This is a genomic window from Acidovorax sp. Leaf73 (assembly GCF_916855635.1).
Taxonomy (GTDB): Bacteria; Pseudomonadota; Gammaproteobacteria; order Burkholderiales; family Burkholderiaceae_C; genus Acidovorax; species Acidovorax facilis.
The window spans coordinates 668,473-690,354 of the sequence record NZ_CAKASI010000003.1 but is presented as its reverse complement, the minus strand read 5'-3'; the positions used below and the strand labels follow the sequence as shown (position 1 = coordinate 690,354).

Below are 21,882 nucleotides of genomic sequence, written 5' to 3'. Positions count from 1 at the left end.
CGCCAAAGCTCCGAGTTCATCGGCCCGATTTCACTCCAACCCTTCGGGCAAGTGCCTTGTGCGACCCCGAAAAGACCTTGAACAGGCTCCTACAACTTGTCCAGCGCCACGGCGGGCGACCAGTCGCTGCCAGCGGGCAAGGCGCGCGCCTCTGCCACGCGCTGCTGCAGGCGCAGCGCCGCCGCATCCCCAGGCACGCGTGCCAGCACCTGCGCCAGATAGCCGCAAGCGCCGTTCCAATCGCGCGCGTGGAAGGCATTGAGCGCGGCCAGGCTGGCATCCCGCACAGCGGCATCGCCACACGGTGTGAACACACGCACGGGCTCGGTTTTGCCCTTCACGACCACATCATCGAGCGCGCGCAGAGCCACCGAGGAAGGCAGCTGCGCGGCGGTGGCGGCAGAGAGCAGGATGCCGGTGCCAAAGGCCTTGTTGGCGCCCTCCAGCCGTGCGGCCAGGTTCACCGCATCGCCAATCGCGGTGTACGAAAAGCGCTGCTCCGACCCCACGTTGCCCACCACCACCCGCCCCGTGTGCAGGCCAATGCGCATGTGGATGGGCGGCAGGCCCCGCGCACGCAGGTCGGCCACCAGCACCTGCATGGCCTGCTGCATGAGGATGGCCGCAGTCACCGCGTGCTCGGCGTGCTGCGGGTCGTCGAGCGGCGCCCCCCAAAAGGCCATCACCGCGTCGCCGATGAACTTGTCCACCGTGCCACCCGTGGCGTGCACGATGGGCGTCATGGCGTTGAAATACGCAGTGAGCACTTCCACCGTCTGCTCGGCACTGAGCTGCTCCGATAGCGTGGTGAAGTTGGCCAGGTCGGTGAACATGAGCGTGACCTCGCGCGCCTCGCCGCCCAGGCGCATCAGCTCGGGCTGCGCAATGAGGCGCGAGACCACGGCGGGCGGCACATACTGTGCAAACATCGCCCGCGTCTGGCGCGCGCGCCGGCGCACAAAGGCATAACCCGCCAGCGCCGCTGCGCCGTAGACCGCCACTGCCGCCGCCGCAGGCAGCAAGGGCGGCCACCACAGCTGAAAGCGCCCGAACAGCCACCACGAGGCTCCCGCTATCGCCGCCACCAGCGCCGCCGCCAGCGCTGCGGCGCCCGCCGGGTGCAGCCTGCGGTTGCCCCATAGCAGCAAGGGGACCAGCAGCGCTACGAGGGCCAGCGTCCAGCCTTCGGGCACGGTGCGCAGCCCGCCGCCGGTGAGGTAGTTGTCCACCAGCGTGGCCTGCAGTTCCACACCGGGAAACAGGCGCTCGCCCCCTGCGGTGCCAAACGGTGAATTGAACAGGTCGGCCTGCGACCGCGACAACTCGGTCGCGGTGCGCGCCGAGCGCCCCACCAGCACGATCTTGTTCTTGAAGAAGCCCGCAGGCAGCAGGCCCGGCTCCAGCGCCTGGTAGTACGAGCGCGTGTCAAACGTGCCGCGCGGGCCCCGGTAGCCGATCCAGTCGAAGTGGCGCAGCACCGGCAGCTTGCCGCGCGCCTCGGCCGCGCGCTGGGCCAGCCGCAGGGCAAAACCCTCGCGCGCCACGGGCACACGGCGCACCACAAAGTCATCGTCGGGCTCCACCCCGGCATCGCCCGCATCGGCTCCGGCGTCCAGAAACCGCTGCAGTGGCATCACGTCCAGCCACAGCGCAGCGTTGCTGCTGTCGATCTTTTCACGGGTGGCGGCCAGCACCACGGGGCCGGTCTCAGCGATGGCCTGCGCCAGTGCGGCATCTTCGGCTTCGGTTGATGGGTCGGCGAACACGATGTCCAGGCCCACGGCGGCGGCACCCTCGTCGTGCAAACGCTGCAAAAGCGCTGCATGCACGCTGCGCGGGAAGGGCCAGGTGTGTTGCAGCTCTTGAAACGTGGGTTCGTCAATCGCCAGGATCACCATGGGCAGCGCCGTGCGCTGCGGCGCAGTCCAGGCCGTGAGCACGTCGAAGGTCTTGAACTCCAGCGCGTGCCAGGTGCGGCTGAACGTGGCCGCCCCCACCAGCAGCAGCGCCAGCGCGCAGGCTGCCAGCGCGTAGACCTGTTGCTGGCGCCGGACCGCTGGTGATGCGGAATCAGAAGCGGTAGCGCGCGTCCAGAACATACCGGGACTTTCTGCGGTCTGACTTCGGCGCCCACAGGTTCAATGCGGCCACGCCCACCACCCAGTGTTTGTCCTGCGATTCCCAGAAACCCATCAGGTCCAGGCCCCAGCCGGGCGCCATGCGCGTGAGGTTTTCCTTGTCTTCAAAACGCTCCGACCGGTACACCGCACGGCCGCTGACATAAAACCGCTGCGGGCTGACCCAGGTGGCGCCCAGCACTGCGGTGTGGCGCGGAATGTAGGGGATGCGCCCTGCCGGCCCCTCCGTGTCGTAGATATGGCTTTCGCTGCCCTGGTAGAGGTACTTGGCGTAGCCCGACCAGCGCCGGTTGAACATGTGGTTGACACCGGCACCCAGTGTCTTGAGGTTGCCAGCGTCGAAGCTGGGCGTGTCTTCCAGCAGGTCGGTGGTGGAGAGGTTGACCAGCTGGACGTTGCGCATTTCTTCCAGGAACGGCAGGCTGGGGGTGCGCAGGTCTACGCCCACGGTACCGGGGTTGCGCACACGCAGATGGTCTGCACGCAGGCTCAGGAACGTATTGGCTCCCAGTTCCATGCCCAGTTGCGCCACGGTGCGCTTGTGGCGGCCACCAGCTTCCACCAGCCGGTCTTCCACGGGAATGCCTGCCGTTTCCACGCTGGTGAGGGTGGAAACGCTGAGTGGCCGCAGCCAGTCCTGGTAGGCCATGCGTACGGTGGTGCCTGCGGCGGGTTGCCACACCATGCCTACGCGGGGGGTGACGACGCGCTCCATCTCGGCACGGCGCGCGGTTTCGTCGGTGAACTCCTCAAGATTGACCAGGAGGCTTTGGGTCCGTCCATCGACACGGTGCCGGATTTGCTGCAACCCCAGTGCGGCATCCAGGTTCAGCGCCGTGTTCAGACGCTGGTTGGTGGCCAGGGTCAACGCCGTGTAGCGCCGATCGATGTGGTTGTAGCCATCGACGAGAAGGTAGTCGGTGTAGCGCCCAAACCCAGGGATATCCGCAGCGACCCCCGCTATGCCGCCAATCAGATTGTTCTGGCGCTCGCGCACGTGTTCCAGCGCCACGCTCCAGCGGCTTCCCGGCGCAGGGTCCACCGTATGACGCAGTTGCACATCGCTGAGCTGCTTGCTTGGCTCGCTGCCCACGCCCATGACGCTCACGAACGGAGGTGCGAAATATAGCGTGGGGTAGTTCCGCAGAACGCTGTTTTCGACACCCCGTCCAAGCTTGATCCAGGTCTGCTCCGTCGGCCCCCACCGGTACGCCATTCCAAGGGCGCCCTGTGTACTCTCGTTGTCCATGGACGTCTCAAGCAGGTTCTGGCTGCGCAAACGCATGTCGAACTGGTTGACATAGGCAAACAGGTTGATGCGCTCGGTAGGCTGCATGCCAGCCCCCACCGTGACTGCCCGCGCGCGCACGTCGCCATAGCCACCGCGCACGGCGGGCGCATCGTTGACCTGGAGGTCAAACGGGAACTCGCTGGCATTGGCCGACTGCGCCTTGAAGAACCACGACACGGGCACACGGCTGTTGTCCATGCCGTTGAGCGTGACCGCAGGGGCCCGCATGCGGTACTGGTCGCGGTCCAGCGTCACCCCCACCGCCCCATGTGCCCCGGGTTGCTGCAGCAGCGACGAATAGCGCTGGCTCGCACCAAACGCCATCGGGTCTGTGAGGAAACCCTGGAACAGCGCCGAGTTCTTGTTGAACTCTCCCGCATACCGGTCTGCCAGGAACAGGTGGCTCCCGCCCCAGTAGGGATAGAAGCTCTGCTGCGCCAGTTCCAGCGCCCAGTCTTCCATGCCAAAGAAGGCCATGGAGGCCCCCAGGTTGGCGCTGCCTTTCTGGTCGTTGGCGACCTGGTTGAGCGACTTGAGGTAGGGCATGCGTTGCACCGCTGCGCGCGCAGCCTCCACCGCTTCGCCGGGCTGGAACAGGTCGGTGTGGATCTGTGCCAGCAGCATGTAGGGCACGGGGTCCTTGTCGTCCAGGCTGCTGGCCTGGCGCAGCGTGGCCAGTGCGTCCTGGGGGCGGCCGAGCTGGTAGTACGCCACGGCCGTCCAGGTTTTGGCGCGGGCGTAGCGGGGCTCCATCACACCCGCGCGCAAAAAGGCATCCAGCGCGGCCTGAGGGTAGCCCTGCTTGAGGTGCAGCAGCCCCTGGCCGGTGAGTGCCACGTAGTCCGCCGGGTTGTCGCCCAAAGCGGTGGCAAAGGCCTGGCCCGCCTCGGTGAACTGGTTGGTGAAGGTTTCCAGCGTGCCCAGTTCGCCCCAGGCGCCGGGACTTTGGGGCGACAGCGCCAGCGCCTGCTGCAGATTGGCGCGGGCGGGGCGGGCGTCTTCGCGTTCGGTGTGGGCACTGCCCAGGCCCTGCCAGCCCCGGGCGTCTTGCGGCGCGAGCTGCGTGGCCTCGGTGTACGCGCTCAGCGTGCCGGGGGCATCTCCCCGGCGGCGGGCCAATTCAGCCCGCACCATCGCAAGCTCTGCATGCGCCGTGCCCTGTGCCGGGGCCAGCGTGGCGGTGGCCTCGTCCACGCGGTCGCTCAGCAGTTGCACCCGGGCCAGCTGGGCCACCAGGGCCGGGTGCGCGGGCCAGCGCTGCAGGGCGGTGCGCAGCGTGGTGGCCGCAGCGGCCGCGTCGCCTTCCATGAGCAACACGTCCGACTGCATGAGCCAGACCGGCAGCGGGGCGGCCGGCGTGGCCGCCTGGCGGGCCAGCTGTTCGCGCGCAGCGAGGACATCGCCCGCCTGCAGTGCGATGGCGGTTTCCATCACGGCCACCCAGGGTGCGGGTGCGCTGCCGTTTGCTTTCGCCTGCGCCAGCGCGGCACGCGCGGCGGGCAGATCGCGGGCCACCAGCGCGGTGCGCACCGGGGCCAGCGCTTCGGGCACGGTCTCGGCGGCCAGGTGCGGCAGCGGGTCGGCGCTCAGGGCGTTCACCCACTGGATGCGGTCGCGCGGCTGGCTCAGCACCAGCTTGACCGGTGCCTTGCCCACTTCGGCATAGGCGGCCTCGTTGGCGCCCACCGACACCTGCCCCTGCGCATTGGAGAACTCCACCGTGCCCGACAGCACGGTCAGCAAGGTGCGGCCGTCGTCCTCCACGCTGATGTCCCAGTCGGTGCCCCGGATCGCCGCCGTGGCCGCCGGGGTCTCCAGGTTCAGCCGGGAGCCATCGGCGCGGCGCGTCTGCGTCCAGGCCCGGCCCGCGTTGAGCAGCAGCGTGGTCACCGGCTGAGCGGGTGTGGCCACGCCCTTGACCTGCAGCACCGTGTTCTGGTGCAGGCGCAGCTGGGTGTCGTCGGCAAACAGCAGGGCCATCCGCGCCGCTTGCCGGGTGCGCACGAAATCGCCCGTGGCGAGGGCCTGGGCCGGGCGAGCGGGCTGCCAGTCGGCTGCAGCGGCGGCACGCTGGTCGCCCGTGCCCTGCAGGCTGACGATCTCGGCGGCAGCACCTGCGGGCACAGCGGCCTGGGCCAGCAGCGGCCAGGCCAGGGCAGTCAACGTGGCCAGCGCCGTGAGCGCGGGCAGGCAATGCTTCTTGTGGGACATGTCGTGGGCTTTCGGGGAAGGCTGGAGGGGCACCACCTGGCGCAGCCTCCCTGGCGCCCGGCGAGCAGAAATTATGGCCAGCCCACCGCCCCAACCGGCCTCTTGCGAGACACCGCAGGGTTGCATTTTCATGAAGAAAGCCACATTTCGTAGCACTGCTTTACCGGCGGCAGGCCTCGCGCAGCCCTGCACGGCCCCTTCCTACAGACGTGGCGCGGGGGCGGTGCTACAAATTGGTAACCCAAGATTGCATTGATCACACGCCCCGCGCGTGTTCCCTGGAGCCCACCACCCATGCCCGCCGCACCCCGCCTCAAGATTGGCCTGTCCGCCTGCTTTCAACACGCCGACCCCGCCCGCCCGTTGTTCACTGGCAAGACGCTGCAGTACGTCGAGCAGTCCATCGCCCACTGGCTCATGTCGGCCGGTGCCATGGTGGTGATGGTGCCCTGCCCCACGGGCGAGACGGCACGCGGTGACGTGACGCTGGACCACTACGCCGAGTGGCTCGACGGCATCGTGATGCACGGTGGCGCCGACGTGTGGCCGGGCAACTATGGCGAGGAGCCCCTGCGCGAAGAGTGGGTGGGCGACCGCGTGCGCGACCTGTACGACCTGGCCGTGGTGAAAGCCTTTGCCCAGGTGGGCAAGCCCATCTTTGGCGTGTGCCGGGGCCTGCAGCTCATCAACGTGGCCTTTGGCGGCGCGCTGTACCAGGACATCGAGACCCAGCACCCCGGTGCGCAGCAGCACCGCAACGCCAGCACCTACGACCAGCATTTCCACGACATCCAGATCCTTCCCGACTCGCACCTGGCCACGCTGTACCCCAACACGCCACGCGCTCGGGTCAACAGCATTCACCACCAGGGCATCAAGCGAGTGGCGCCCGAGTTTGTGGTCGAGGCCCTGAGCGAGCCCGACGGCGTGCCCGAGGCGATTCGCCTCAAGCCCGCGCCGGGGCGCGGCTACATCGCCGCCACGCAATGGCACCCGGAGTTCCACAAGCAGGGTTCAGACACGCTGGACGACACGGCCATCCTGAATGACTTTCTGGCGGCGTGCGAACAGGCCAAGGCCCACCCACGGCCGGTGCTGCGCCCCGCGCCTTCGTTGCGGGAACGGGCGGCGCGGCGGCTGCGAAAGGCGCTGTCACGGCAGCGCGACTGACCCCGCGGGTCAGGCTCCTTCCATAGGCAACACAGCGGCCAAGACCTCTTGCAGCTGCGCCCGCAGCCAGCGGTGTGCCGCGTCTTGCTGGTAGCGCACATGCCAGATCAGGTACATGGGCAGACTGGGGCAGGCCACGGGCACCGGCACACCCGCCAGCGCGGCCAACGCGGTGCGCCCCATCAGCGACGGCGCTGTAGTGAGCAGCGAGGTGCCCCGCACAAACGCGGGCAGCGCGGCAAAGCCGGGCACGCGCACCACCAGGCGGCGGCGCACACCACGTGCTTCCAGTTGCCGGTCCAGTTCCAGCCCCCGGTGCGCCTCGTAAGCCACCGTGGCGTGGTCCGCCGCCAGGTACTCCGCCTCTGAGGCCGGAGCGCTGCGCACGACCGGGTCATAGAACACGCGGTATTGGTCTTCAAACAGACGCTTTTGCACGATGTCGGTGCCCTCGGGCGGGCGGGGGCTGATGACCAGTTGGCACGCGTCAGACCGCAGCAGCTCGGCACTGGGCGCGCCGCTGGGCACGATGCGCAGCGTGACGCCCGGTGCAGCAGTGCGCAGGCGCGCGGCCAGCGCGGGCAAAAGCAGATCGCGCTGAAAGTCGTTGGCGGCGATGGTCAGCTCGGTCTGCCAGGCGCTCGGGTCAAACTCGGCCCCTTGGGCAAACAGCTGCATCTGGTGCAGCATGTCACGCGCGGGCTGGGCCAGGGCCTCGGCCCGGGCGGTGGGCACGATGCCACGCCCGCGCTTCACAAAAAGCGGGTCGCCGGTAATGGCGCGCAGCTTGTCGAGCAGGTGGCTCACGGCCGACTGGGTGACGCCCAGGCGATCAGCCGCCGCCGTGATGCTGCCCGTCTCCAGCACCGCCAGTAGCAGCTTCAGCAGGTGGCCGTCCAGCGCTGATCCATCGAAATTGCTCATGCATTCGATGATGTTTTGAGGCTTCATCTTTGGCAATGGCGTCGCGACACTGCGGGCTGACTTACATCAAGCCCCGGAGACTTCCATGCCTTCCCCACTGCCCCCGATCCCCGGCACCACGCCGTTCGATGGCGACCAGGCCCGCAAGGGCTATGCGCTGAACAAGATGTGCTTCTCGTTCAACGACGAAGCCAACCGCAAGGCCTTTCTGGCCGACGAAGAGGCGTACATGAAGAAGTACGGCCTGAACGAACAGCAGGCCGCCGCCATCCGCGCCAAGAACGTGTTGCAGCTGATTGCCGCGGGCGGCAACGCCTATTACCTGGCCAAGTTCGCGGGCATCTTCAAGCTGGACATGCAGGACATCGGCGCGCAGCAGACGGGCATGACCAAAGACGAATTCAAGGCCATGCTGGTCGCAGCGGGCAAATAAGGAGACAAACCCATGGCACAACTCATCGGTGGCCTCGGCACCTCGCACATCCCGGCCATTGGCAACGCCATCCACAAGGGCCTGCAGAACGATCCGTACTGGAAGCCCTTCTTCGACGGCTTTCCGCCCATCCGCCAGTGGCTGGACGAGAAGAAGCCGGACGTGGTGGTGATGTTCTACAACGACCACGGCCTGAACTTCTTTCTCGACAAGATGCCCACCTTTGCCGTGGGTGCGGCGGCGCAATACAACAACGCCGACGAAGGCTGGGGCATCCCCACGCTGCCGCCCTTCCCGGGCGAGGTGGACCTGTCATGGCACCTCATCAACACGCTGATCGAGCAAGAGTTTGACGTGACCACCTGCCAGGAGATGCTGGTGGACCACGCCTGCACGCTGCCGCTCAAGCTCTTCTGGCCCGAGGGCGATTGCCCCGTGGCGGTGGTGCCGGTGTGCATCAACACCGTGCAGTTCCCGCTGCCATCTGCCAAGCGCTGCTACGCACTGGGCAAGGCCGTGGGCCAGGCGATCCAGAGCTGGGACAGCGACAAGAAGGTGGCGGTGATTGCCTCGGGCGGCCTCAGCCACCAGCTCGACGGCGAGCGCGCGGGCTTCATCAACAAGGCGTTTGACCTGCAGTTCATCGAGAGCCTGACCACCAACCCCGAATGGGCCACGCAGTTCAGCGTGCACGAGCTGGTGGAAAAGACCGGCACCCAGGGCGTGGAGCTGCTGATGTGGCTGGCCATGCGGGGCGCCCTGGCCACTGCGAGTGCGGGCGTGCGGCGGGTGCACAGCAACTACCACATCCCGATCTCGAACACGGCGACCGCAGTCATGGCACTGGAAACGGTCTGACCTCGTCGATTTCAAGCATTTTTAGCCGCTAGCGCTCATCCATAAAGCGCAAGCAGCTATCAATTCAGGATCGGCAACCTCTCCACAATTCCCCCCAGGCTGGTGTCAGGCATCCGAGATACTGTAAATTCATCCAGTGAATTTACAGTCCAAACTCGCCATCCTGGCCGACGCCGCCAAGTACGACGCCTCGTGCGCATCCAGCGGTGCTGCGCCGCGCAACTCGGTGGGCGGGCGCGGCATGGGGTCCACCGAGGGCATGGGCATCTGCCACAGCTATGCGCCGGACGGGCGCTGCATCTCCCTGCTCAAGATTCTGCTCACCAACTTCTGCCAGTACGACTGCCTGTACTGCGTGAACCGGGTGACCAGCAACGTGCCCCGCGCACGCTTCACGGTCGATGAGGTGGTGCAGCTCACGCTCGATTTCTACCGCCGCAATTGCATCGAGGGGCTGTTCCTGTCCAGCGGCATCATCCAGAGCCCGGACTACACCATGGAGCAGGTGGTGGAGGTGGCCCGCGTGCTGCGCGAAGAGCACGACTTTCGCGGCTACATCCATCTGAAGACCATTCCCGATGCAGCGCCGGAGCTGATGGAGCGCGCAGGCCGCTATGCGGACCGCCTGTCCATCAACATCGAGCTGCCCACGGCCGAAGGCCTCACGGCCCTGGCGCCAGAAAAAGACAGCGCCGCCATCGACCGCTCCATGGCCCGCATGGCGGTGCACATTGGAGAATCCCGCGCCGCGCGCAAGGAGCAGGCTGCACTGCCCATCGTGTCCATGCCGCAGTCGCGCACCACACTCCGCGCCAGCGTGCCGCACTTTGCGCCCGGCGGGCAGAGCACGCAGATGATCGTGGGGGCGGATACGACCAACGACCGCACCATCCTCGCCACCAGCGCGCGGCTGTACGGCGTGCACCGGCTGCGGCGCGTGTACTACTCGGCCTTCAGCCCCATCCCCGACGCGGCCCGCGCCCTGCCACTGGCCGCGCCACCCACGGTGCGCGAGCACCGGCTGTACCAGGCCGACTGGCTGATGCGCTTTTACGGTTTCACCCACGACGAGATCGTGCCGCCCAGCCAAGGCAACCCAGGCAGCCAGGCCGGCATGCTGGCGCTGGACATGGACCCCAAGCTGGCCTGGGCGCTTGCGCACCGCGAGCGTTTTCCGGTCAACCTCAACACCGCCCCGCGCGAACTGCTGCTGCGCGTGCCCGGCTTTGGCGTGCAGACGGTGGACCGCCTGCTGGCCGCGCGCCGCGTGCGCCGCCTGCGGCATGCGGACCTGGCGCGGCTGCATGTGCCGCTGAAGAAAGTGCTGCCCTTTGTGGAGGCGGCCGACTACCGCCCCGGCCGTGCGCTGGACGCTGCCGACCTCGCCGCGCAGCTGGCGCCGCCGCCGGTGCAGCGCAGCCTGTTCTGAGCTGGAGCGGCACGGATGCAGCGCCACACCATCACGCTGGACCACGCCACCGACTGGCCCGGTTTTCGCCAAGCGGCACGCGCCCTGGTGCAAGCCAACGTGCCTCCGCAGGCGGTGGACTGGCGCTACCAGGCGGATGCCGCTGAAGACCTGTTTGCGCCCGAGCCTGCTGCCAGCGACACCTTGCCCAGCCCAGCCCCCGATGCGCCGCCGCTGCGCGTACCGCCCGACTTTGTGCACCTGTGCGAGCAGCTCATCCTGCACCGCGACCGGGGCCGCTTTGCGCTGATGTACCGCCTGCTGTGGCGCATGGCGCAGGGCGGCCATGAAGCCGACAGCGCGCGACACGACCCGCTGGACGCCGACCGCATGTTGGCCCACCACATGGCCCGTGCCGTGGGGCGCGACAAACACAAGATGCACGCCTTTGTGCGCTTTCGGCCCGTGGTGGAACCCGACGGCCAGACCCTGCACATGGCCTGGTTCGAGCCCGACCACTACATCACCGTGGCCAACGCGGGTTTTTTCATCCGCCGCTTCACACAGATGCGCTGGGCCATCCTCACCCCCGACGCCAGCGTGCGCTGGGACGGCCACCAGCTGCACACCGGCCCCGGCGCGCAGCGCAGCGACGCGCCGCCGCCCGATGCGGGCGAGGCGCTGTGGCTCACCTACTACCGCCACATCTTCAACCCCGCGCGGCTCAAGCTGGCCATGATGAAGAAGGAGATGCCCACGCGCTACTGGCACAACCTGCCCGAGGCCGCGCTCATCACCGAGCTGGCGCAGACAGCGCACGAGCGCAGCGCCAAGATGGTGGAGGCCGAGGCCACCGTGCCGCGCAGGCGCATCGCGGGGACAACGGCACCCCGTGCGCGGCCCGCTGGTGGTGCCCCACTCAGTCCAGCGCCGCCTCGCGCATCACCCGGAACTGAGGGGCCGACACCGGCGGTGTCCAGCGCCACGGCAGCACCTGCGGCCGCCACAGGGCGCGCAACACCGTGAGCCGCAGCACACGCTGTGCGCCGGGCCAGGCAGTACGCGCTGCGCGGTCCCACAGCACCTCGGCCTGCGCGGCAATGTGCAGCAAGCCGCCCTCTTCATAGTCCACCACCAGCAAGCCTGCCAGCGGGTGCAGCGCAAGGTTGCCCAGGGTGTTGAAGAACTGGTTGCCAGGGTAGTCCGGCAGGCTCAGCACCACGCCGGCCTCCGTGTGCGCCACCTGCACAAAGCCTGGCTCGCCGCCCCGGTGCGATACATCCACGCCTTCGCTGTGCCCGGCACCAGGGCGTGGCGCCGAGGCACTGGCAATGAACAGGGTGTCGGCACGCTGCACGCGCGCAATGGCGTCGGCGTCCAGTCCGGCGCCCAGCCACTGCACCGGGCCCGGAGCGGCCAGCGCAGCGCGCAGGCCTGGCTGCCGCGCCTGGATGTATTTGGGGCAGTTGCCAAAGCTCTGCACCACCTGCACGTCCAGGCCGCTATCGCCAAACGCTGCCACCCGCCCGTTCATGCGGTTGCGCCGCCGCGTGTGCGGCTCCAGCCCCAGCACGCCCACGGCCGCGCCAGGCGCCAGGTGTGTGAGCACCGGGTCCTGGGAATCCGGCGCGGTCGCGATCTCCATGCGCTGCGCATCGGGGGTGTGCACAAACCCAGGTGGGCCAGCGAGCATCGTGGCCCACGGCTGGCCTTGTTCATCCAGCGTCCCCAGCAGCAAGGTGGGCAGCTTTTCAAACAGCTCACGGTGCTGGTCGGGCATGTGGTCGCGCAGCACCATCGCACCCACGGCCGCCATGCGCTCGCGCACACCCACGCGCGCCTGCAAGGCCTGCTCACCGGGGTGGAATGCCTCGGGCGGCACCGGCACCACAGCCGATGCAGCGGGCACGGTGGCTGTCATGCCGCCACCTGCTCGGCAGCGGGCAGCTGGTCGGCCAGCACCGGATAGCCCGGCAAGGCCTGCATGCGCGCCACCCAGGCCGCAATGCGCGGGTAGGCATCCAGCGGCAGCCCCGCCAGGTGGGCCTGCGAGGTGTAGCTGACCATGGCCACATCGGCCAGGCTGGGCGCTGAACCCCCGAGCAACCAGGCCCGCCCCTGCAGTTCGTCCTCCATGAAGGCGAGCAGGCGCTTGCCGGTGGCCTGCGCCACCTCGTTCACGGCACGGCCCGTCAACGTCGCAAAGCGCGGCCCTCCGATGCCCGGCGCCAGAAAGCCCGCCGCCAGGCTGAACCAGCGCTGCAACTGAGCCTGCCCCACGGCGTCTTGTGGCAGCCAGGCACTGCCGGGGGCGTAGCGCTGCACCAGGTACACCAGGATGCCATTGCTGTCACTCAGCACCTGGCCCGCGTCCACCAGCACGGGCACCTGGCCCAGCGGGTTGAGCGCCAGAAACTCCGCGCGCTGGTGTTCGCCGCGCAGCAGATTCACATCAATCAGTTCATAGGGCAAGCCGAGCAGGGACAGCATCAGCTCCACGCGATGGCAATGGCCCGAGATGGGCATGCGGTACAGCTGGAGCGGGGTGGAGGGGAACATGGTGAAGCCTCGTCGGTGGGTGAGTGAAAAGATGGCTCGACGATATCTATTGCAAGCTGCGATGTGAATAGCCAATCACCGCTTTTCATAATTGCGGCATCCGCAATAATGGGTCGCATGGACTACCTCGACACCTTGCGCTGTTTTGTGACCGTGGCCGATGCGGGCGGCTTTGCCGTGGCAGGCCGTCGGCTGGGCTGCTCCGCCACGGCCGTCACGCGCGCCATTGCGGCGCTGGAGGCGCGGCTGGGTGTGCTGCTGTTCCAGCGCAGTACGCGTTTGGTGCGGCTGACCGAAGCGGGCGAGCGCTTTTTGCAGGACTGCCGCCCCATCCTGAACGACCTGCACGAGGCCGAGCAGGCAGCCAGCGGTGCACAGGCCGAGGCCCAGGGGCTGCTGTCCATCACCGCACCGCAGATGTTCGGCATCCAGCACGTGGCGCCCATCGTGCAGGGCTTTTTGCACGCCCAGCCGCGTGTGCAGGTGCGCACGCTGTTCGTCAACCGGCTGGTGCATTTGCTTGATGAAGGCATGGACGTGGCCATCCGCATCGCGCACCTGCCCGACTCGGGCCTCACTGCGGTGCAGGTGGGCGCGCTGCGCCGCCTGGTGGTGGCGTCACCCGCCTACCTGGCGCAACACGGCGAGCCCCGGCACCCCGACGAGCTTGCCGCGCACCGCGCCATCGGCTTCTCATTCGATGCGCGGGCCGTGGCGCCCTGGAAGTTCAAGGACGGCGCCACGGGCCAGCCGCAGTTTGCGTGGATCAGCAACAGCAACGAGGTGGACATCGCCGCTGCCGAAGCAGGCCTGGGCCTCACGCGCTGCCTGGCCTACCAGGCCGCCGCCAGCCTGCGCGCGGGGCGGCTGCGCATCGTGCTGGCCGAGCACGAACTGCCGCCCGTGCCCGTGCACATCGTCTACCCCGCCGGGCGGCGCGCACCGGCCAAGGTGCGCGCGTTTGTGGAGTTTGCGCGCGAGCGGCTGGCGGCAGAGCCGGTGCTGCGCGGGCGTGGGCTGGTGCGCGGCGGTGCGCAGTGACAGGCCATGCTTCGAGTATTTTTGGCCTCTAGCGCTTATCTATCAAGCGTTGGTAGCTATCAATTTTGAAGTTTTTGCGAGGCGACGTTGTTCGACTGGGATGGGACCGTCGCCCGCTCTTTCACCATGACACGGAACACGCTACCCGGAGCGGCGGCCGCATCTGGAATACTTGCGCCCTGTGGACACGAGATGTGCGAACGCGCCCGTCACTTACCCATCCAGCGGCCATCCGCTGGAACCCAGCGAACGCAATGACCCGCCGCCCGCCATCCAAGAACGAAAGAAACGAGACAGCACCATGAGCATCTTCGACCGGCTTCTGGGCAGTGTGCGCAAACCGACGGGGAAGCCCGAAGCCCCCGCCGTCCCACCAGCGGCACCCGTGGAACGCCGCCAGCGCAAACGCGTCAACGCCCGCAAGGGCACCACGGTGCTGATCATTGACGACTCGCCGACTGTTGTGGCCGTGCTGCGCAAGGCACTTCGATCTGCAGGCTATGACACCCGCGAGGCGCTCGACGCCGAGCAGGGCCTCGCCCTGATCGCAGAGGAAGCGCCCGAACTGATCTTCCTCGACATCATCCTGCCGGGCATGAACGGGTTCAACGCGCTGCGCGCGATCCGCAAATTGCCCGCTTCGCAGCACATCCCCGTGATCATGATCAGCGGCAACGAGCATGCCACCGAGCAGTTCTACGCCAACCGTATCGGCGCGGACGATTTCATGAAGAAGCCGTTCTCGCGCCACGAGATCTTTGCCCGCATCGAGGCGCTGCTCGACGAGCAGTTCGTCCCCCGGCGCAAGGTGGACGCCGCGCCAACCTCCCCGCCCACTGCGGCCGCTCCAGCCACGCCCACCGCGCCCTGAGATGCAGGCCGATCACGCCGCTTTCTCAGCCGCGATCACATGAACAGCCCTCCAGGGTCTCAAGCTGCAGGTGGTGCACAGACGCGCAGCGCCGCCGCCGTGGCCTGCAGGATCTCGTCCGAAAGGTCCGAATCGTCCACCGCGCGCGCCAGCACCATGGCGCCGACCATGCTCGCGTAGTCGGCCAGCGCGCGCTGGCGTTTGGCCGCCTTGGTGCGGCCGGGCATCAGCGTAGCCAGGGCGTCCACCTGTTTTTGCACCCCATCGGTCACGGCCTGCCGCACGGCGGGGCCCTGGCGCGCGGCGTCGCTGCCCAGCGCGGCCAGCAGGCAGCCGTGGCCGGGCGCGTCGCGATGTCGGGCTGACAGGTAGGCAGATTCCACCGCTCCCAGCGGGTCTTGCCCGTTGTGTGCAGCGTCGCGCGCCAGCGCAGCCCAAGCGGTGTGCAGCTTGCCCAGCGCGCGTTCGGTGGCCTGCGCCATGAGGTCGTCCTTGGATGCAAAGTGGCCATAGAAGCCACCGTGCGTCAGCCCCGCGCTCTTCATGAGGTCGGCCACGCCAATGCCATCGAAACCTTTCTCACGGAACAGCTGCGCGGCCGTGTCCAGGATGCGCTCGCGGTTTTCTGCCATCTGTTCCTTGCTGACTTTCATCGCATTCCCCTTGTTTGCTGCGCTGTCTGAAATCACCCGCTTGACATTTTAAATGATGATCGTCATATAATTCAAACATGATGATCATCATGTAAAACATCTTTCGCCTTTTTCTGTTTTCTTCAGGAAGCCTTTCATGTCCATTGCTGCATCCCATTCATCCCGCACCTCTATGCCCTCCCTGGGCACGGCTGTTGTCACCGGCGCATCGTCCGGCATAGGAGCGGTGTATGCCGACCGCCTGGCCCGGCGCGGCTATGACCTGGTTCTGGTGGCCCGCGACGCTGCACGCCTGACGGCTCTGGCCGACCGCCTGGCACGCGAGACCGGCGTACGCACCGAGGTGCTGCAGGCCGACCTGACCAACCCCGCCGACCGGGCCCGCGTGGAGCAGCGCCTGCAGTCGGACGCCAGCATCACCTTGCTGCTCAACAACGCAGGCATGGCCGTGAGCGGCACGTTCCTCGAGTCCGACATCGATGCGGTGGAACGCATGATTGCGCTCAATGTGGTGGCGCCCACGCGGCTTGCAGCGGCCGTGGCCAAGGGGTTTGCAGCACGCAAGGCGGGCACGCTGATCAACATCGCATCGGTGCTGGCGCTGGTGCCCGAGATGTTCAGCGACACCTATAGCGGCACCAAGGCCTATGTGCTTAACCTCTCCAAGTCACTGCAGGCCGAACTGGGCCGCCACGGCGTGCGCGTGCAGGCTGTGCTGCCGGGCGCTACACGCACGGAGATCTGGGACCGCGCGGGCACGCCCATCGCCCACCTGCCGCAAGAGATGCTGATGGATGTGGACACCATGGTGGACGCAGCGCTGGCAGGCCTGGACCAGGGTGAAGAGGTGACCATCCCGTCGCTAGAAGCCGTGCATGAATGGACCGCACTGGAAGACGCCCGCCGCGCGCTGGGCCCCTTCCTGTCGCTGCGCGACCCGGCACGCCGCTACCTGGCCGCCGCTGCCGCCTAACCCGCAACCCACCCCACCAAACGTCACCCCCGAAAGGCATCGCCATGAAAGCCCTGATCACCGCGTATGCACGCTCGCCCTTTCACTTTGCGCGCAAGGGCGCGCTGGCCGGCATGCGCCCTGACACCCTGGCCGCGCAGGTGGTCACCGGCCTGCTGCAGCGCACCGGCATTGACCCCTCCACACTCGAAGACGTGATCGCCGGCTGCGCCTACCCCGAGGCGGCGCAGGGCAACAATATCGCGCGCATCGTGTCGCTGCTCGCGGGCCTGCCGCAGGAGCTGGGCGGCATGACGGTCAACCGCTTCTGCGGCTCGTCCATGTCAGCCATCCACATCGCCGCCGCGCAGATCGAGGCGGGCCTGGGCGAGGCATACCTGTGCATCGGCGTCGAGTCGATGACCATGGTGCCGCAGGGCGGCTTCAACTTCTCGCCCCACCCCGCGCTGTACGAACACAGCGACGCCTACATCAGCATGGGCGAGACGGCCGAGAACGTGGCGCAACGCTATGCGGTGACGCGCGCCGACCAGGAGGCGCTGGCCGTGGCATCGCACCGCAAGGCGGCCGCCGCGCGCGATGCAGGCCGCCTGCAGGCCGAGATCGTGCCGATCACGCTGGCATCCGGCGACATGGTGGCGCAGGACGGATGCATCCGTCCCGGCACCACGCCCGAAGCCCTGGCCGCGTTGCGCCCCGCGTTCAGGGACGATGGCGTGGTCACCGCAGGCACCTCATCGCCATTGACCGACGGCGCCGTGGCCGTGCTGGTCACCACCGAAGCGTATGCCACCCGCCATGGCTTGGCGCCCCTGGCCCGCATCCTGGCCATGGCGACTGCGGGCGTGGACCCCGCCTACATGGGCATGGGCCCGGTGCCCGCCACGCGCAAGGCACTTGCGCGCGCAGGCATTGCGGCGCAGGACCTGGATGTGGTGGAAATCAACGAAGCGTTTGGATCACAGGCCCTGGCCTGCATCCGCGAACTGGGCCTGCGCGAGGACGCGATCAACCTGGACGGTGGCGGCCTGGCCATCGGCCATCCGCTGGGCGCCACAGGTGCGCGCATCACCGGCAAGGCGGCGGCGCTGCTGCAGCGGGAGAAGGGCCGCTATGCGCTGGCAACGCAGTGCATAGGCGGCGGGCAGGGGATTGCGACGGTGCTGGGGGCCGTGTAGCAATCTTTCGTGATCAGTGCTGGTGGCCGTGTGCCCCGTGCACATGGCGGTGTGCAATTTCTTCAGCACTGGCAGCGCGCACTTCGGTGACCTTGCAGCTGAACTTCAGCGCCTGCCCGGCCAGCGGGTGGTTGCCGTCCAGGTGCACTTCGGGGCCCTTGATCTTGACGACGTTGAACAGAGCGGGCTGGCCGTCAGTGCCCATGCCCTGCAGCTGGCCGCCCACCTTCACGCCCGGGGGGAACTCGGTCTTGGGGATGGTGCGCACCAGGCTTTCGTCGCGGGCGCCGAAGGCGTCTTCCACGGCCAGGTCCAGCGCGGTGGTGAAGCCGACGGCCTGGCCTTCGAGGGCGGCTTCTACCTTGGGGAAGATGTTTTCATAGCCACCGTGCAGGTATGACAGGCTGCCCGCGTCCAGCGGCTTGCCCTGCGGTGTAGTGACCTTGTACGTGATGGTGACGGCGGTGTCTTTGGTGATGGTGGTGGCCATGGTGGTATCTGCTTGCGCTAAAAGCGTGCATTGTCCACGAGGCGCCCGGTGGCCGCCGGGCACCTCGGGGGCGGGGCGCGCCGCCCCGGCTTACGCGCCAGCCGCCGCCTCTGCCGGCCGCTCTTCTTCCGCCTGCCCCGGATACCGCGCAAACCGCCGTGCCTCGGTGCCGTGCACCGGGTCCTGCTGGGCCCAAGGCCACCCGCCGAACTGGGTGCGGCGGTAGTCGTTCATGGCCTGCATGATCTCCGCCTGCGTGTTCATCACAAACGGGCCGTACTGCGCCACGGGCTCGCCAATGGGGCGGCCCTGCAGCACCAGGCATTCGACGGCGGTGGTACCGGTGTTGGTCAGGGTCCAGTCCTCGGTGGCCCGCACCTGCAGCGCGGCGTGGCGGTCCACGTCTTGCGGGCCGACGCGCAGGCTGTCGCCCACAAAGAAGTACAGCATGCGCTGCGTGGTCTCACCCTTCGCCGCAGGCAGTGTCCATTCAGCACCGGGCTCCAGGTGCAGCGTCCAGATGGCGACTTCGCCTTCGGGCTGGGAGGCCCAGGATTCGGGCGGCGGCGACAGCGGATCGGGCGCGCCGGGCAGCGCACCGGCCACCACCGTCACCGTGGTGGCGCGGCCTGCAGTGTCGTGGTGCACCAGGCGCGGGATGCGCTCGTTCCACAGCATGGTGAAGTGCGGTGCCACCATCTTGTTCTTGGCAGGAAGGTTCAACCAGATCTGGAACAGCTCCAGAGGGTTGGGCTCCGTGGCGTTGAGCAGCGGGAACATTTCGGAATGCACGATGCCCTTGCCAGCGGTGACCCACTGCACGTCGCCGCCGCCAAAACGCGCGGCCGCGCCCAGCGAGTCGGAATGGTCGATGAGGCCCTTGCGCACCAGCGTCACCGTCTCAAAACCCCGGTGCGGGTGGCCCGGAAAGCCCGGCACGGTGTCGCCGTGGTACATGCTCCAGCCGTCCTTGCCGCTGAAGTCGCTGCCGATCTGGCGGTCTTCAATCGGCACGGCGGGGCCGAACGCTGCGTTGCCTGCCGGGTAGGCATCGTCGTGGTGGGCGCAGAAAAGAAACGGGTCGAGCGTGGGCCACTGCGGACCGAGCAGCTGGGCGCGCACGATGGGCACCAGAGCGGTGCTTGCTGCAGCAGGTGTGGGCGACGACATACGGGGGCTCCTCATGTTGTGCACCGCCACGATCGGGCGGTATGCCTGTGGAATATGGAGCCTATGGTGCCTGAGCAGAAGTGCTGTGGGTGGAACAGTGCGGTGCGGCGGGCAGGACAGTGGGGGCTTTGCACCGCGTGCTCTTACAGAACACATAAGGATGACCTGCATAACTCCCTGCGGTCTGTGATGGCACGGCCTCGGGCGGGTCGTGCAGGACATCCCTAGCCAAGTCCGGCCCTGGCGCTTGTCCACCAAGCACCGATTGCTATCAGTTTCGACGGCTGTTCAAGCCTTCACCTCCACCACCTGCTCGAAGCCGCCGAAGATCATGCGTTTGCCATCAAAGGGCATGGGAGGGTTGCCGGGTTGGGACGGGTCCATGCGCGGGTCTTCCATCATCTTCTTCATGCCCGCGTCGCGCGTGGCTTTGTCGGGCCATTCGACCCACGAAAAGGCCACCGTCTCCTCGGCCGTGGCCTGGACCGCGCGGCGGAAATCGGTGACTTTGCCGTCGGGGACGTCGTCGCCCCAACCTTCGATCACACGGATCGCGCCCAGCTCGATGAACATCGCGTCGAAATGGCGCGCGTGCTCAATGAACTTCTGCTTGTTGGCGGTGGGGACCGCGATCACGAAACCATCGATGTAGGACATAGCTTGACTCCTGTGAGGTTGACCAAGGGATGCGCCCGCCTGTGGGCGCCACGTATTCGTTCGGCGGACGCGGACCGGGGCCCGCCCCCATCACTTGCGCCGGTACGTTGCCTGCATCATCTGCGACCAGCTGCCATCCGGCTGCAGCCCGAACGATGTCAAGGTGCGTTCGTTTGCGCTCACCAGCGTGATCACGTCGCGGTAGCGGGCGGTCTTGCCGTCGTCCTTGAAGCTCGGGCCTTCGGTCTCCAGGGTCAGCACCTTCTGGTCGGCATCGAGCGTGCCTTCGTACACGAACATGTGGGTCATCATCGAGCCCACCCAGGTGCCGCGAAACACGCTCTTCTCGGGGTCGTAGCCCAGCGTCATCAGCATGTGGGCTTCGCCCCCGCCGGGCATGGTGCCCGTGCCTTCGCACAGCACCCACAGGTCGCCCAGGGCGCGCACATGCTCGGAGCCAGTGGATTGCTCTTGAGCGGGGGCGCCGGACTCGCCGGGTGGAGCGTCGCAGTTGGCGTCGCTGGTCCAGTCGCCAATCAGCTGCTGCAGCCAGCGGTGCATGGCGTGGGGTTCGGCATTCATCATTTCGGTCTCCTTGGTGGTTGGGGTTTGGCAATTCAGTCAGCTTGGGGGGGCGATCCCGTCAATCACGGTCTGGCGCCCCGAGCGGAAAGTAGTGGCGGTAGGGGCGGCCGCCCTCCACGGCTTGCGCAAATGAGGGTCGCGCCAGCAGTCGCGCGCGGTAGGCGCGCAGCAGGGGGTAGCTGGCGGCAATGGGGTGCGTCCAATCGGCATAGAACAGCGCGGGCGCCGCTGCGCAGTCGGCCATCGTGAAGCCGTCGCCCGCAGCCCAGGTGCGGCGGGCCCATTCGCCTTCCAGCCATGCATAGGCCTTCTCCAGCTTGTCAGCGGCCCAGGCCACGCCGTCAACGCGCTTGGCGGGGTCGCCAGTCAACGCAGCGTTCACCGCGTGCTGGACGGGCGCCATCACGTGCAGGTCAAAGAAGCGGTCCATGAACCGCACCTGCAACGCCGCTGCAGGGTCGTCCGGTATCAGCTGCACGGGCCCCGGGTGGGCCATCTGCAGGTGCTCGATCACGATGCTGCTCTCCACCACCGTGTGATCGCCATCCACCAGAAGCGGAAACTTTGCCAACGGCCAGCGGCGCAGCCATTCGGGCGCATGGTTGCCCGGCGCAGCGGGGTCGAGATTGCGCAATTCAAAGGGAGTCCCGTTTTCATACAGCGCGGTCAGCACCTTCTGGGTGTACGACGAGAAAGGGTGTCCATAGAGGGCAAGCATGACCGTACCTGTGTTGGGGCTCTGGTGCGCTTCGCTCATTCGGGCGCCACCACCATCCACGGCACGCCGAAGCGGTCGGCCACCATGCCGAAGGCCTGCGAGAAGAAGGTCTTGGCCAGCGGCATCTGCACCTGGCCACCGTCGGCCAGCGCATTGAACAGGCGCTGGGCCTCCGCTTCGCTCGCGGGGCTCAGCGCCAGCGAGATGCCCTGGAAGCTGGCCTTGCCCGACCCCATGCCGTCCGATGCCATCAGCGTCGTCTCGCCCACGGTGAATTCGGCGTGCATGACCATCTCGGGCGTGGGGCCTGGGCCGCTGCCGTCGGCGCAACCCTGTCCTGCTGCGGGCTCGGGGTTGTCCTTGTAGCGCATGAGGGTGCCGACCTTGGCGCCCAGGGCGCTGCGGTAGAAGTCCAGCGCTTCCTCGCAACGGCCTTCAAACATCAGGTAGGACTCGACTTTCATGGGGTCTCCTTGCAAACCAGGCCGTTCATCGCATGAAGGCCTGGGAGGGTCATAAAAAGAAAGTGTCCACCTCATTGTGAACACCGTCCA

At 67.4% G+C, this 21,882-nt stretch carries 21 protein-coding genes; 9 read left to right on the top strand and 12 right to left on the bottom strand.

From position 1 onward, the window contains the following. Positions 1-89: 89 nt before the first annotated feature. Entirely contained in the window at positions 90-2,099 is a 2,010-nt protein-coding gene (locus tag LPA35_RS12965; protein WP_228897250.1) for an adenylate/guanylate cyclase domain-containing protein, read from the bottom strand. Further along, positions 2,071-5,640: a TonB-dependent receptor domain-containing protein gene (locus tag LPA35_RS12960; protein ID WP_228897249.1), complete on the bottom strand. Its 3,570-nt coding sequence runs from the start codon at positions 5,638-5,640 to the stop codon at positions 2,071-2,073. Before LPA35_RS12960 ends, LPA35_RS12965 begins: the two co-directional genes overlap by 29 nt. A gap of 294 nt (positions 5,641-5,934) precedes the next feature. Here LPA35_RS12960 and LPA35_RS12955 point away from each other — a divergent pair, with 294 nt between their 5' ends. Next, the gene (locus LPA35_RS12955; protein WP_218300916.1) at positions 5,935-6,810 is read left to right on the top strand and encodes a gamma-glutamyl-gamma-aminobutyrate hydrolase family protein; all 876 of its coding nucleotides are present in this window, start codon (positions 5,935-5,937) and stop codon (positions 6,808-6,810) included. 9 nt (positions 6,811-6,819) lie between these two features. On the opposite strand, the gene LPA35_RS12950 is transcribed toward LPA35_RS12955, so the two are convergent. Then, the gene (locus tag LPA35_RS12950) at positions 6,820-7,761 is read right to left on the bottom strand and encodes a LysR family transcriptional regulator (protein ID WP_228897248.1); all 942 of its coding nucleotides are present in this window, start codon (positions 7,759-7,761) and stop codon (positions 6,820-6,822) included. Between the two features lie 58 nt (positions 7,762-7,819). Here LPA35_RS12950 and LPA35_RS12945 point away from each other — a divergent pair, with 58 nt between their 5' ends. The 4 genes from LPA35_RS12945 to LPA35_RS12930 all read left to right on the top strand — a co-directional run bounded on the left by LPA35_RS12945 (position 7,820) and on the right by LPA35_RS12930 (position 11,459). Further along, complete coding sequence (locus tag LPA35_RS12945) at positions 7,820-8,167, top strand: protocatechuate 4,5-dioxygenase subunit alpha (protein WP_228897247.1); 348 nt, start codon at positions 7,820-7,822, stop codon at positions 8,165-8,167. A gap of 12 nt (positions 8,168-8,179) precedes the next feature. Next, the gene (locus LPA35_RS12940; RefSeq protein WP_228897246.1) at positions 8,180-9,025 is read left to right on the top strand and encodes a class III extradiol dioxygenase family protein; all 846 of its coding nucleotides are present in this window, start codon (positions 8,180-8,182) and stop codon (positions 9,023-9,025) included. Positions 9,026-9,161: 136 nt separating this feature from the next. Further along, positions 9,162-10,454, top strand: a complete 1,293-nt coding sequence (locus tag LPA35_RS12935) for a putative DNA modification/repair radical SAM protein (protein WP_228897245.1) — start codon at positions 9,162-9,164, stop codon at positions 10,452-10,454. A 15-nt stretch (positions 10,455-10,469) separates the two neighbouring features. Next, on the top strand, positions 10,470-11,459 hold the full coding sequence (locus LPA35_RS12930; protein ID WP_228897244.1) for a TIGR03915 family putative DNA repair protein: 990 nt from the start codon (positions 10,470-10,472) through the stop codon (positions 11,457-11,459). On the opposite strand, the gene LPA35_RS12925 is transcribed toward LPA35_RS12930, so the two are convergent. Both LPA35_RS12925 and LPA35_RS12920 read right to left on the bottom strand, forming a co-directional pair. Then, the gene (locus LPA35_RS12925; protein ID WP_228897243.1) at positions 11,353-12,354 is read right to left on the bottom strand and encodes a pyridoxamine 5'-phosphate oxidase family protein; all 1,002 of its coding nucleotides are present in this window, start codon (positions 12,352-12,354) and stop codon (positions 11,353-11,355) included. The two genes, LPA35_RS12930 and LPA35_RS12925, sit on opposite strands and share 107 nt — an antisense overlap. Further along, positions 12,351-12,992, bottom strand: coding sequence for a glutathione S-transferase family protein (locus LPA35_RS12920; protein ID WP_121421529.1), 642 nt, complete (start codon positions 12,990-12,992; stop codon positions 12,351-12,353). Before LPA35_RS12920 ends, LPA35_RS12925 begins: the two co-directional genes overlap by 4 nt. 117 nt (positions 12,993-13,109) lie before the next feature. On the opposite strand from LPA35_RS12920, the gene LPA35_RS12915 reads away from it, so the two are divergent. Both LPA35_RS12915 and LPA35_RS12910 read left to right on the top strand, forming a co-directional pair. Continuing rightward, positions 13,110-14,033 (top strand): LysR family transcriptional regulator, encoded by a 924-nt coding sequence (locus tag LPA35_RS12915; protein ID WP_121421530.1) that lies wholly within the window; start codon positions 13,110-13,112, stop codon positions 14,031-14,033. Positions 14,034-14,334: 301 nt separating this feature from the next. Continuing rightward, a complete protein-coding gene (locus tag LPA35_RS12910; protein ID WP_121421531.1) occupies positions 14,335-14,904 on the top strand; it encodes a PleD family two-component system response regulator in 570 nt (189 codons plus the stop codon). Positions 14,905-14,963: 59 nt separating this feature from the next. Here LPA35_RS12910 and LPA35_RS12905 read toward each other — a convergent pair whose 3' ends face one another. Further along, positions 14,964-15,557, bottom strand: a complete 594-nt coding sequence (locus LPA35_RS12905) for a TetR/AcrR family transcriptional regulator (RefSeq protein WP_228897242.1) — start codon at positions 15,555-15,557, stop codon at positions 14,964-14,966. 172 nt (positions 15,558-15,729) lie between these two features. Here LPA35_RS12905 and LPA35_RS12900 point away from each other — a divergent pair, with 172 nt between their 5' ends. Then, entirely contained in the window at positions 15,730-16,530 is an 801-nt protein-coding gene (locus LPA35_RS12900; RefSeq protein WP_228897241.1) for an SDR family oxidoreductase, read from the top strand. 44 nt (positions 16,531-16,574) lie between these two features. Continuing rightward, a complete protein-coding gene (locus tag LPA35_RS12895; protein ID WP_228897240.1) occupies positions 16,575-17,708 on the top strand; it encodes a thiolase family protein in 1,134 nt (377 codons plus the stop codon). Positions 17,709-17,721: 13 nt separating this feature from the next. Here the strand turns inward: LPA35_RS12895 and LPA35_RS12890 are convergent, their stop codons facing one another. From LPA35_RS12890 to LPA35_RS12865, 6 genes are all read right to left on the bottom strand, one after another. Beyond that, positions 17,722-18,198, bottom strand: coding sequence for a peptidylprolyl isomerase (locus LPA35_RS12890; RefSeq protein WP_055397684.1), 477 nt, complete (start codon positions 18,196-18,198; stop codon positions 17,722-17,724). Between the two features lie 90 nt (positions 18,199-18,288). After that, entirely contained in the window at positions 18,289-19,368 is a 1,080-nt protein-coding gene (locus LPA35_RS12885; protein WP_228897239.1) for a pirin family protein, read from the bottom strand. 288 nt (positions 19,369-19,656) lie between these two features. Continuing rightward, the gene (locus tag LPA35_RS12880; protein ID WP_055397674.1) at positions 19,657-20,025 is read right to left on the bottom strand and encodes a DUF1428 domain-containing protein; all 369 of its coding nucleotides are present in this window, start codon (positions 20,023-20,025) and stop codon (positions 19,657-19,659) included. Positions 20,026-20,115: 90 nt separating this feature from the next. Then, on the bottom strand, positions 20,116-20,610 hold the full coding sequence (locus tag LPA35_RS12875; RefSeq protein ID WP_228897238.1) for a DUF1579 domain-containing protein: 495 nt from the start codon (positions 20,608-20,610) through the stop codon (positions 20,116-20,118). Between the two features lie 58 nt (positions 20,611-20,668). Continuing rightward, a complete protein-coding gene (locus tag LPA35_RS12870) occupies positions 20,669-21,328 on the bottom strand; it encodes a glutathione S-transferase family protein (RefSeq protein ID WP_228897237.1) in 660 nt (219 codons plus the stop codon). A gap of 35 nt (positions 21,329-21,363) precedes the next feature. Further along, positions 21,364-21,792, bottom strand: coding sequence for a VOC family protein (locus tag LPA35_RS12865; RefSeq protein ID WP_121508236.1), 429 nt, complete (start codon positions 21,790-21,792; stop codon positions 21,364-21,366). Positions 21,793-21,882 lie beyond the last annotated feature (90 nt).

Bases quoted from the DNA above. Each gene is read 5' to 3' on its own strand.
- LPA35_RS12965 (WP_228897250.1), bottom strand. From the start codon at position 2,099: ATGTTCTGGACGCGCGCTACCGCTTCTGATTCCGCATCACCAGCGGTC.
- LPA35_RS12960 (WP_228897249.1), bottom strand. From the start codon at position 5,640: ATGTCCCACAAGAAGCATTGCCTGCCCGCGCTCACGGCGCTGGCCACG.
- LPA35_RS12955 (WP_218300916.1), top strand. From the start codon at position 5,935: ATGCCCGCCGCACCCCGCCTCAAGATTGGCCTGTCCGCCTGCTTTCAA.
- LPA35_RS12950 (WP_228897248.1), bottom strand. From the start codon at position 7,761: ATGAAGCCTCAAAACATCATCGAATGCATGAGCAATTTCGATGGATCA.
- LPA35_RS12945 (WP_228897247.1), top strand. From the start codon at position 7,820: ATGCCTTCCCCACTGCCCCCGATCCCCGGCACCACGCCGTTCGATGGC.
- LPA35_RS12940 (WP_228897246.1), top strand. From the start codon at position 8,180: ATGGCACAACTCATCGGTGGCCTCGGCACCTCGCACATCCCGGCCATT.
- LPA35_RS12930 (WP_228897244.1), top strand. From the start codon at position 10,470: ATGCAGCGCCACACCATCACGCTGGACCACGCCACCGACTGGCCCGGT.
- LPA35_RS12925 (WP_228897243.1), bottom strand. From the start codon at position 12,354: ATGACAGCCACCGTGCCCGCTGCATCGGCTGTGGTGCCGGTGCCGCCC.
- LPA35_RS12920 (WP_121421529.1), bottom strand. From the start codon at position 12,992: ATGTTCCCCTCCACCCCGCTCCAGCTGTACCGCATGCCCATCTCGGGC.
- LPA35_RS12915 (WP_121421530.1), top strand. From the start codon at position 13,110: ATGGACTACCTCGACACCTTGCGCTGTTTTGTGACCGTGGCCGATGCG.
- LPA35_RS12910 (WP_121421531.1), top strand. From the start codon at position 14,335: ATGAGCATCTTCGACCGGCTTCTGGGCAGTGTGCGCAAACCGACGGGG.
- LPA35_RS12905 (WP_228897242.1), bottom strand. From the start codon at position 15,557: ATGAAAGTCAGCAAGGAACAGATGGCAGAAAACCGCGAGCGCATCCTG.
- LPA35_RS12900 (WP_228897241.1), top strand. From the start codon at position 15,730: ATGCCCTCCCTGGGCACGGCTGTTGTCACCGGCGCATCGTCCGGCATA.
- LPA35_RS12895 (WP_228897240.1), top strand. From the start codon at position 16,575: ATGAAAGCCCTGATCACCGCGTATGCACGCTCGCCCTTTCACTTTGCG.
- LPA35_RS12890 (WP_055397684.1), bottom strand. From the start codon at position 18,198: ATGGCCACCACCATCACCAAAGACACCGCCGTCACCATCACGTACAAG.
- LPA35_RS12885 (WP_228897239.1), bottom strand. From the start codon at position 19,368: ATGTCGTCGCCCACACCTGCTGCAGCAAGCACCGCTCTGGTGCCCATC.
- LPA35_RS12880 (WP_055397674.1), bottom strand. From the start codon at position 20,025: ATGTCCTACATCGATGGTTTCGTGATCGCGGTCCCCACCGCCAACAAG.
- LPA35_RS12875 (WP_228897238.1), bottom strand. From the start codon at position 20,610: ATGATGAATGCCGAACCCCACGCCATGCACCGCTGGCTGCAGCAGCTG.
- LPA35_RS12870 (WP_228897237.1), bottom strand. From the start codon at position 21,328: ATGCTTGCCCTCTATGGACACCCTTTCTCGTCGTACACCCAGAAGGTG.
- LPA35_RS12865 (WP_121508236.1), bottom strand. From the start codon at position 21,792: ATGAAAGTCGAGTCCTACCTGATGTTTGAAGGCCGTTGCGAGGAAGCG.